At 56.0% G+C, this 8,953-nt stretch carries 11 protein-coding genes; 2 read left to right on the top strand and 9 right to left on the bottom strand.

All coding sequences use genetic code 11. The features are described from left to right. Positions 1-252 precede the first annotated feature (252 nt). The 4 genes from RYC17_RS13805 to RYC17_RS13790 form a co-directional block, all read right to left on the bottom strand. Positions 253-1,551 carry an NAD(P)/FAD-dependent oxidoreductase gene (locus RYC17_RS13805; protein WP_316903397.1) on the bottom strand — a complete coding sequence of 433 codons (1,299 nt, stop codon included), beginning with the start codon at positions 1,549-1,551 and terminating at the stop codon, positions 253-255. A 96-nt stretch (positions 1,552-1,647) separates the two neighbouring features. Continuing rightward, on the bottom strand, positions 1,648-1,833 hold the full coding sequence (locus RYC17_RS13800; protein WP_227447954.1) for a DUF3094 family protein: 186 nt from the start codon (positions 1,831-1,833) through the stop codon (positions 1,648-1,650). Further along, positions 1,769-2,302: an MOSC domain-containing protein gene (locus RYC17_RS13795; RefSeq protein ID WP_122259820.1), complete on the bottom strand. Its 534-nt coding sequence runs from the start codon at positions 2,300-2,302 to the stop codon at positions 1,769-1,771. Before RYC17_RS13795 ends, RYC17_RS13800 begins: the two co-directional genes overlap by 65 nt. Then, a complete protein-coding gene (locus RYC17_RS13790) occupies positions 2,299-2,928 on the bottom strand; it encodes a DUF1780 domain-containing protein (protein ID WP_003430735.1) in 630 nt (209 codons plus the stop codon). The genes RYC17_RS13795 and RYC17_RS13790 overlap by 4 nt, the downstream gene beginning before the upstream one ends. A gap of 127 nt (positions 2,929-3,055) precedes the next feature. On the opposite strand from RYC17_RS13790, the gene RYC17_RS13785 reads away from it, so the two are divergent. Further along, positions 3,056-3,517 carry a hypothetical protein gene (locus RYC17_RS13785; protein WP_003345128.1) on the top strand — a complete coding sequence of 154 codons (462 nt, stop codon included), beginning with the start codon at positions 3,056-3,058 and terminating at the stop codon, positions 3,515-3,517. Between the two features lie 125 nt (positions 3,518-3,642). On the opposite strand, the gene yacG is transcribed toward RYC17_RS13785, so the two are convergent. The 5 genes from yacG to pilB are packed head-to-tail and all read right to left on the bottom strand — an operon-like array spanning position 3,643 to position 8,257. After that, entirely contained in the window at positions 3,643-3,852 is a 210-nt protein-coding gene (gene yacG, locus RYC17_RS13780) for a DNA gyrase inhibitor YacG (RefSeq protein WP_002552020.1), read from the bottom strand. Next, the gene (gene coaE / locus RYC17_RS13775) at positions 3,849-4,472 is read right to left on the bottom strand and encodes a dephospho-CoA kinase (protein WP_316903394.1); all 624 of its coding nucleotides are present in this window, start codon (positions 4,470-4,472) and stop codon (positions 3,849-3,851) included. Before coaE ends, yacG begins: the two co-directional genes overlap by 4 nt. Next, positions 4,469-5,341 carry an A24 family peptidase gene (locus RYC17_RS13770; protein ID WP_316903392.1) on the bottom strand — a complete coding sequence of 291 codons (873 nt, stop codon included), beginning with the start codon at positions 5,339-5,341 and terminating at the stop codon, positions 4,469-4,471. The genes coaE and RYC17_RS13770 overlap by 4 nt, the downstream gene beginning before the upstream one ends. Before the next feature lies 1 nt (position 5,342). Continuing rightward, on the bottom strand, positions 5,343-6,560 hold the full coding sequence (locus RYC17_RS13765) for a type II secretion system F family protein (RefSeq protein ID WP_316903390.1): 1,218 nt from the start codon (positions 6,558-6,560) through the stop codon (positions 5,343-5,345). Between the two features lie 2 nt (positions 6,561-6,562). After that, positions 6,563-8,257: a type IV-A pilus assembly ATPase PilB gene (pilB, locus tag RYC17_RS13760; RefSeq protein WP_316903388.1), complete on the bottom strand. Its 1,695-nt coding sequence runs from the start codon at positions 8,255-8,257 to the stop codon at positions 6,563-6,565. Between the two features lie 224 nt (positions 8,258-8,481). On the opposite strand from pilB, the gene RYC17_RS13755 reads away from it, so the two are divergent. After that, positions 8,482-8,898, top strand: a complete 417-nt coding sequence (locus tag RYC17_RS13755) for a prepilin-type N-terminal cleavage/methylation domain-containing protein (protein ID WP_316903386.1) — start codon at positions 8,482-8,484, stop codon at positions 8,896-8,898. Positions 8,899-8,953 lie beyond the last annotated feature (55 nt).

The following is an 8,953-nucleotide window of genomic DNA, read 5'->3' as shown; positions in this document are numbered from 1 at the left end:
CGTCCAGAACAGCATGCCCACGCGGAGCATGGGCACGATGGTGTTCTTGCGGACTGCGCTGCACAGGTCAATTCAAGAGAGGACGCAGAGCGTCCAGAACAGCATGCCCACGCGGAGCATGGGCACGATGGTGTTCTTGCGGACTGCGCTGCACAGGTCAATTCAAGGAGGACGCAGAGCGTCCAGAAGGGCATGCCCACGCGGAGCATGGGCACGATGGTGTTCTCCCGCATGTCTCTCGACTGGCGGGCCTTAGTGCAGCTTCATCCGTGGCTCGGTGCCTTTGCCGATCTTGCTGCCCAGCATCAGCATCAGGGTGCGGAAGGTGCCGTACAGCGCCATCTGGTGCATGCGATACAGCGACACATAGAACATCCGCGCCAGCCAGCCTTCAAGCATCACGCTGCCCATCAGGTTACCCATCAGATTGCCGACTGCCGAGAAGCTCGACAGCGAGATCAGCGAGCCGTAGTCCTTGTAGGTGTACTCTGGCAAGGTCTTGCCTTCGATCCGCAGGCGCAGCGATTTGGCCAGCAACGACGCCTGCTGATGAGCAGCCTGAGCGCGTGGCGGGACGTTGCGGTCGGTGCCTTTTTGCGGGCAGGCGGCGCAGTCCCCGAAGGCGAAAATATTTTCGTCGCGGGTGGTTTGCAGCGTCGGCAGCACTTGTAACTGATTGATCCGGTTGCTCTCCAGCCCATCCAGTTCATGCAGAAACGCCGGAGCCCGAATACCCGCCGCCCAGACTTTCAAGCTGGCCGGAATGACCTGCCCGCTGGCCGTGATCAAGCCATTGGCGGTCACTTCACTCACAGCGGCATTGGTCAGTACCGTCACGCCAAGTTTTTCCAGTGTCTTGTGTACCGGCGCGCCGATACGCTCTGGCAATGCAGGCAGCACCCGAGGCCCGGCTTCGATCACGGTAATGCGCAGGTTTTCCGGCTTGATCTGGCCCAGCCCGTAAGCCGCCAACTCGTGCGCCGCGTTGTGCAGTTCTGCCGCCAGTTCAACACCAGTCGCACCTGCGCCAACGATGGCCACGGTGATTTCCTGAGCAATGTCAGCCTGACCTGCGTGAGCACGCAGATAGTGGTTGAGCAGTTGCTGGTGGAAACGCTCGGCCTGCTTGCGGCTGTCGAGAAACAGGCAATGTTCCGCCGCGCCCGTGGTGCCGAAATCATTGGTGGTGCTGCCCACCGCGATCACCAGCGAGTCATAACCCAGGCTGCGTGCCGGAACCAGTTCGGCACCGTTTTCATCCAGCGTCTCGGCCAGATGAATCTGGCGGCTGGCGCGGTCCAGACCGGTCATGCGCCCGAGTTGAAACTGAAAGTGGTTCCACTTGGCCTGAGCCACGTAGTTCAGCTCGTCCTCATACGAGTTGAGCGAACCGGCAGCCACTTCGTGCAACAGCGGTTTCCAGATATGCGTCAGGTTGGCATCAACCAGCGTGACACTGGCCGTGCCTTTCTTGCCCAGGGTTTTACCCAGGCTGGTCGCCAGCTCCAGACCGCCAGCGCCGCCACCAACGATAACAATACGATGCGTCATAAGGATTACTCGGAAGGTTTAAGGAATTCGCGGGGAGCCTGATCTTCGCGAGCGCAAGGCAGCTCATAGCGTCAGAAGGCTCGATAAATGGGTTCATCACGGCAACACCGGGATCAGGAGCGGCCTGCGCTCGACTGGATGCCGGTTTGCCTGAAGGTACTCTTCGACACACCTTTGCGGTTCCGGGTTCAGGTGACTGCTCAATTTATGCGTTGTCTCAAGCGTGCTGACGGGCAGGGGGCCAGGGATCAGTGATTTCCAGCGGCTCGACCTGCAACACATCGTCCAGGCGGATGATGCCGCTTTGTAACACTCGCGCTGTGATTCCGCCATGCCCACGCACCGCCTGAAAGGTCCCGTGACCAAGGCGCTGCTCCAGACGCGCACAAGGCTGGCACCAGCCCGTGGTTTCAAAAATCGCCTGGCCGATACGGAAACGTCGGTTTTTCAGGCTGAACAGGTTGATGCCGCTGATCACCAGGTTGCGCCGCAAATCCTGTGGCACGATGGGGTTATCCGCAGAGCGGTTCAGCAACGAACCGACCACCGCCAGATGCTCCCACTGGATCAGCGTCACCTGCCGCGCATTGCGCGGGCCAGGTCGCGAATGATCGCCGGTCAGCCCCGCTTCGCGCCGCGCTTCCACCGCGTCCAGTTCGATCATCTCGACCCGCGACTCCGGACGCACACCAATCCAGCGCACACGGCCTTGTTGAGGCACATCGGCCAGCAGTTCCTGCAAGGGACTCATAAACTGATTCCAACATCGAAAACGACACTGCGGCCCAGGTTGGTACGCAGAAAATCCGGAGCGCCGGGATGTGCGAACAATACCCGAGCAAAGGTCGGCCCCACCAGCGACAACGAACGCCAGCCCTGACGCAAGTACTCGGTCGGTGGTGGAAAGTGACTGTTGAGGTCCAGCACCTCGCGCTTGAGGCTGGCGAAGGCGATGATATCCAGCCCGCCCAGGTCAATGCCGCGTTCGCGATAATTGGTGGATTTCTTGCGCAGGGTAGGGGCGAGTCGGTGCAGCAGTTCAGAGGCGGGAATCCGTTTGGGCTTGGCTTCCCGACGTACCAGCTGGCTCAACGAAAAAGCGCTACGTCGTCGCGCCAACTCCTCGCGCCACTCGTCATTGAGACGACGGCCCTCATCGAGCACAAAAAACACCTCGAAACGCCCGTCACGAAACAGCACATCCGGAGGCTCCTGAGTGGCCGGCGTGAAGTCCTCATTGCGATGCGCAATGTTCAGCCCCTGCAACAGGCGCTGACAAACCCAGCGCTCACGCTCCCACTTCCGCGCATTGGAAAGAAAGGCGTTGGCTTGTTCGGCCTGGATCGTCAACAGGCGTAGGTAGTCTGAGTCATCCATAGGGCCAAGCTTAGCGTTCAAGTTGCCATGACTGGAAGAGTGAATGCAGGGGTGTAGACTGGCAATTCATTTTTTGATCGCATGCGAAAAAATGCCCGCAGGCGCCGTTTTTATCGAGGATCGACCTGTGAAGCTTCTGCCCATTCTGCTGCTGGCCTTGCTGCCCCTCACCGCCAACGCCCTGCAAGTCGGCGAGCGTCTGTCTTCCTGGACACTGCTCGATCAATACGACCAGCCCTACACCCTTAACAACCAGACACAAACCCTGCTGGTCGCACGCAGCATGGACGCCGCGAAACTAGTCAACGCTGCCCTTCAGGACAAGCCAAAAGGCTTTCTGGAATCACGCCACACGGTGTTTGTCGCTGACATCCAGAAAATGCCAACCATCATCGCCAAAATGTTCGCCATCCCCAAAATGCGCGATTACAGCTACCGCGTAATGCTCGATCGAGACGCGCGCATAGTGCCGCAGTACGCAGGCGACGACGATAAAGTGCTGTGGTTACAGTTGCGCGACGGGCAGTTGGTCAGTCAGCAGCAGTTTGGCAGTGCTGATGCGTTGAGGGCTGCGTTGGAGCATAAATGATCGCGGGACATGAGCGTCGTGGGAGCGAGCTTGCTCGCGAAAGGGCCATCACAGGCGTCCTGAGATGCGGCTGAAAGATAGCCCTCGTAGTTGCGTAAAGCGAGTTGCTTCACATCGACTTGTTATCAATGTCCCCTGTGCGGAGCCTCCAGATCACCCGAGAACAACTCATCCTCGGCATCCGGGCTCACCGGGATCGCATGCTCTTCAGAAGCCCAGGCTCCCAGGTCGATCAGTTTGCAGCGCTCGGAGCAGAACGGGCGGCTCGGACTGGCTGCGCTCCATTCCACCGGGGCGTCGCAGGTTGGGCATTGAACGGTCATTGGTTGGCTCATGATTGGCCTCTACGCAAAGTAAGGTAAAAGTGGTGCAGCCGCTCGACTTCGCTGTTCAGCCAAGCGTGATCGCGGTCGTTGACCAGCACATCGTTGGCATGACGCAGGCGGTCTTCACGCTGGATCTGCACCTTGAGAATGGCTTCGACCTGCTCCTGGCTGGAGCTGTCGCGCAGCATGGTGCGTTCTATCTGCAGGTGCGCCGGAGCATCGATCACCAGCAGCCTCTGGACCATGCGGTATTGCCCGGACTCGACCAGCAATGGCGAGACCAGAATGGCATACGGCGATTTGGCCTTGGCCAGATGGCTGACGATTTCCTGATTGATCAGCGGATGCAGCAGCGCTTCCAGCCAGCGTCGCTGCTCCGGGTTTTCAAAAATCAGCTTGCGTAGCGCGCCACGGTCCAGCTCGCCGCTGGCCTGCAACACGCCTTTACCGAAGTGCGCGGCTATCTGCTCCAGCGCTGGACGCCCTGGCTCGACCACCCAGCGGGCGGCATGGTCGGCATCCACGGTGTCGATGCCAAGGTTGGTAAAGCACTGTGCCGCTGCACTTTTACCGCTACCAATGCCGCCAGTCAGGCCAAGAATCCAGGGTTTTTGATCGGGGTGAGTCATCTGAAACCGGCAAACTGCATGTAAGAGTCGGTTATTTGACCACCCCAGAGCAAAGCGATCCACCCCGCAATGGCCAGATAAGGACCAAAGGGGATCGGCGTACCGCTTTCAACCCTGCGCACGCGCATCATGATCACCCCAAGCACCGCGCCCACCAGCGATGACAGCAGGATGGTCAACGGCAGAATCTGCCAGCCGCCCCACGCGCCAAGCATGGCCAGCAACTTGAAGTCGCCATAACCCATGCCTTCCTTGCCGGTCACCAGCTTGAACAGCCAGAACACCGACCAAAGCGCCAGATAACCGGCCACCGCGCCCCAAAGCGCATCGTTCAGCGAGGTGAACAGCCCGAAAGCGTTGATGATGAGGCCCAGCCACAGCAGTGGCAGCACCAGAGAGTCAGGTAACAGTTGGTGGTCGGCGTCGATCAGACTCATCGCCAGCAGGCCCCAGCTCAACACCAGCATCGCCGCCGTTTGCCAGCCGAAACCGAAATGCCAGGCGACGTAGGCCGACAACACTGCGCAGGTCAGCTCTACCATTGGGTAGCGTTTGCTGATCGGGGCTTTGCATTGTGAGCATTTACCGCGCAGCAGGAGATAGCTGATGACCGGCAGGTTTTCCCACGGGCGGATTGTGTGCGCGCAGTGCGGGCAGCTTGAGTGCGGCAGGATCAGGTTGAGGACGGGTTGGTCCGGTTCGGCAGGGAGGCCGAGCATTTCCCGTGATTGGGCTTTCCAGTCGCGCTCCATCATTTTTGGGAGGCGGTAGACGACTACGTTGAGGAAGCTTCCGATGATGAGGCCGAGTAGGCAGCAGGTAATGACGAAGGCCAGCGGTGAGCTGGCCAGGAAATCGAGGAGGGGCATGTCAGACTGCGCTTCCAAGTTTGAAGATGGGGAGGTACATCGCAATTACTAAGCCGCCTACTATAACGCCCAGCACAGCCATGATCATCGGCTCCATCAGGCTGGTCAGGCTATCTACCATATTGTCGACTTCATCCTCGTAGTAGGTCGCTACTTTGTCCAGCATATTGTCTAATGCGCCGGACTCCTCGCCAATGGCAGTCATTTGGATTGCCAGACTCGGGAAAACGCCGGTAGAGCGCATCGAAAAATTCAATTGCATACCTGTGGAGACATCCTGTTTGACCTGATTGACCGCATGTCTAAAAACTACGTTACCCGTGGCTCCGGCGACAGAGTCCAATGCTTCGACAAGCGGCACGCCAGCGGCAAAAGTTGTAGCAAGTGTCCGAGCATAACGGGCCACTGACGATTTAAAAATCAATGGTCCAATGATAGGTGTTTTCAGTAAAAAACGATCCATGCTGTCTCGAAATTTCTGAGACTGCTTATAAGCTTTTTTAAATATGAAGAACCCGACAAAAAATAAGCCAACTAGCCCTAGCCACCACTGCTGTACGATTTCAGATAGGCCGATGACCATCAATGTGAACCCCGGCAGCTCCGCACCAAAGCCGGTGAATACAGATTGAAATTGCGGCACTACCTTGATCAATAAGATGCCGGAAACAATAATGGCTACTATCAAAACGGCAGCGGGATAAGTCATGGCTTTTTTAATTTTGGCTTTCAGCTTTTCGGTCTTTTCCTTATAGCTCGCCACTCGGTCTAGCAGACTCTCTAGCGCACCAGCCTGCTCCCCAGCGTCTACTAAGTTGCAAAACAAGTCGTCGAAATATTCAGGCTTCTGCCTCAAGGCTGTTGCGAAACTATTGCCGGCAGACACCTCTTGTTTGAGGGAATTTACCAGCGCTTGCATGTTAGGGTTTTCGCTACCCTCGATGATGATGTCAAATGATTGTAGCAGCGGCACCCCCGCCTTCATCATTGTCGCCATCTGCCGAGAAAAGAACGCGATGTCCAGCGGCTTTATCTTCTTGCCCTTGCCGAATAACGATACGGACTTCTTGCGCACCTTGGTCGGATTGATGCCTTGCTTGCGCAGCTGAGCTTTTACGAGCGCCAGATTATGGCCGCTCAATTCGCCACTAATTTTAGTGCCTTTTTTATCGACACCTTCCCAGTTGTAAACGGTGACTTTAACTGCCTTGCTGGCCATGCTTAATCCTTGGTCACGCGATTGACTTCTTCAAGACTGGTAATGCCTTGCATGGCCTTCGACAGGCCGGAGGTCCTCAAATCATTGAATCCGTCCTTGCGCATCTGCCTTGAAATCTCCAGTGAATTGCCTTCTTCCATGATGATGCGTTCCAGCGCAGGTGTTTTCTTGACCACTTCATAAATCCCGACCCTGCCCCTGTAGCCGCCGTTGCAATGCTCACACCCTACTGGGCCATAGATTTTAAAAGTACCGATCTTCTCCTCCGGAAAACCCTCCTGGATGAGCGTTTCCCGGGGTATATCGAGTTCTTTCTTACAATGGCTGCACAGCTTGCGCGCCAGCCGCTGGGCAATGATGAGGTTTATTGCTGTAGCGATGTTGAATGCTGCGACACCCATATGATGCAAGCGAGTCAGAGTTTCTGCGGCGCTGTTAGTATGCAGAGTAGATAACACCATGTGGCCGGTCTGCGAGGCTTTAATGGCGATTTCGGCGGTTTCCAGGTCTCGTATCTCGCCGACCATGATTACGTCGGGATCTTGACGCAGGAATGCGCGCAATGCCTGAGAAAAGTCCAATCCCTGACGCGGGTTGACGTTGACCTGATTGATACCTTCCAGGTTGATTTCTACCGGGTCTTCAGCTGTGGAAATGTTGATGTCCACAGTATTAAGAATGTTCAGGCCAGTGTACAGCGAAACGGTTTTACCCGAGCCAGTGGGGCCGGTCACAAGAATCATGCCTTGTGGCTGTTTCAAGGCCTCCATATACAAAGCTTTTTGGTCCGGCTCATAGCCCAGCGCGTCAATGCCCATCTGTGCGCTGGTCGGATCGAGAATCCGCATCACGATCTTCTCACCCCACAGTGTCGGCAGCGTGTTCATACGGAAGTCGATAGCTTTGTTTTTTGACACTCGCAGCTTGACCCTGCCGTCCTGCGGTTTACGCCGCTCAGAGATATCGAGACTGGCCATGACCTTAAGCCGTGCGGCAATCCGATTGGCCAGATGAATCGGTGGTCTGGCCACTTCATGCAAAATGCCGTCGGTACGCAGGCGCACGCGAAAAATCTTTTCGTAAGGTTCAAAATGCAGGTCCGACGAGCCCAGCCGTATCGCATCCATCAGCATCTTGTTGACGAAGCGCACAACAGGAGCATCGTCGGCATCACTCTGTGTCGCCAGTGAGGTTTCCTTGTCACTGGCAGGTTCGACTTCAAGACCCAGATCAATATCCGCCAACTCGCCGAGGCCGCTTTCAGTGTCAAAAAAGCGGTCTATGGCAATGCTTAGCTTGTCATCTTCAACCAGAATCGCTTCAGTATTCAGGCCAGTGCTGAACTGAATATCTGTGATCGCCTGATGGTTTGTCGGGTCCGATATGCCGATAAACAGCTTGTTACCACGGCGCCACAGGGGGAGGGCATTATGCTGTCTGACGAGCTTCTCACTCACCAACCCCTTAGGCTGGCTTTCCTTGTCGAGACTGGAAAGATCCACGAAAGGAACGCCGAACTGATCAGACGCGATCTCTGCCAGCGTGAGGCTTTTGACGAGTTTGTTTTGTACCAGATAGCTAACCAGCGAAATTTTTTCGCGGCGCGCCTGCTGATAGGCCTGCTGGGCGGCAATTTCTGTAAGAAGCTCGGCCAAGACCAGTTGCTTGGCCAAACCGGTGAGAACAACATCAGTCATAAAACCACCAGACGCACACAGTGTGAGGGTTATAGCGCAGTCGGACGATGCTGCCAAATGGCAGCGGTAAATGTGACAAAAATTGTCAGTTTCTGCGATTTTCTGAAAGCTATTCGGCTTGAGTAGCTTATGGAATATGCGCAAGTGCAGAGTTGCCTTATTGTGGCACGAGCTATGCTTATCTTGAGTGAAGGCGCTACCCTTTGACGCTTGGAGAAGTAAGCATGCAAACGCAAAAAGGCTTTACGTTGATCGAATTGATGATCGTTGTTGCGATCATCGGCATTTTGGCTGCTGTCGCACTACCCGCTTATCAGGACTACACTGCGCGAGCAAAAGCTTCGGAGCTGATCCTGGCTGCGAGTAGCGCCCGTACGTGCGTGACTGAGACCGTCGCCAGCAAGGGGTTTCTTGCACTCGACGCATGTGGCACAGGCTTCGTCGCTACCACATATGCGAAAAGCTTGACTGTCAACGCGACCACCGGGGCAATTACTGTGAAAGGCTTCATTAAAGCGACGGATGACACAACTGTCACTATGACGCCCACTAAAAACGCTGGTGGCACAGACATTACCGGCTGGACGTGTATCGGTACTCCTTCCAATTGGATGCCAGGCTCTTGCAAGTCAAACAGCTAATCAGTCTGAAAGTGACTTTTATGAATTCACATTCAGAACGATATATGTTGTTGGC

The sequence above is a fragment of the Pseudomonas syringae group sp. J248-6 genome (genome assembly GCF_032586995.1).
In the GTDB taxonomy this organism is placed as follows: domain Bacteria; phylum Pseudomonadota; class Gammaproteobacteria; order Pseudomonadales; family Pseudomonadaceae; genus Aquipseudomonas; species Aquipseudomonas amygdali.
This window is presented reverse-complemented; position numbering and strand designations above follow the sequence as displayed.

Excerpts from the sequence above, each read along its gene's own strand:
- RYC17_RS13805 (WP_316903397.1), bottom strand. The coding sequence starts at position 1,551 with ATGACGCATCGTATTGTTATCGTTGGTGGCGGCGCTGGCGGTCTGGAG.
- RYC17_RS13800 (WP_227447954.1), bottom strand. The coding sequence starts at position 1,833 with ATGTGTTGCAGGTCGAGCCGCTGGAAATCACTGATCCCTGGCCCCCTG.
- RYC17_RS13795 (WP_122259820.1), bottom strand. The coding sequence starts at position 2,302 with ATGAGTCCCTTGCAGGAACTGCTGGCCGATGTGCCTCAACAAGGCCGT.
- RYC17_RS13790 (WP_003430735.1), bottom strand. The coding sequence starts at position 2,928 with ATGGATGACTCAGACTACCTACGCCTGTTGACGATCCAGGCCGAACAA.
- yacG (WP_002552020.1), bottom strand. The coding sequence starts at position 3,852 with ATGAGCCAACCAATGACCGTTCAATGCCCAACCTGCGACGCCCCGGTG.
- coaE (WP_316903394.1), bottom strand. The coding sequence starts at position 4,472 with ATGACTCACCCCGATCAAAAACCCTGGATTCTTGGCCTGACTGGCGGC.
- RYC17_RS13770 (WP_316903392.1), bottom strand. The coding sequence starts at position 5,341 with ATGCCCCTCCTCGATTTCCTGGCCAGCTCACCGCTGGCCTTCGTCATT.
- RYC17_RS13765 (WP_316903390.1), bottom strand. The coding sequence starts at position 6,560 with ATGGCCAGCAAGGCAGTTAAAGTCACCGTTTACAACTGGGAAGGTGTC.
- pilB (WP_316903388.1), bottom strand. The coding sequence starts at position 8,257 with ATGACTGATGTTGTTCTCACCGGTTTGGCCAAGCAACTGGTCTTGGCC.
- RYC17_RS13755 (WP_316903386.1), top strand. The coding sequence starts at position 8,482 with ATGCAAACGCAAAAAGGCTTTACGTTGATCGAATTGATGATCGTTGTT.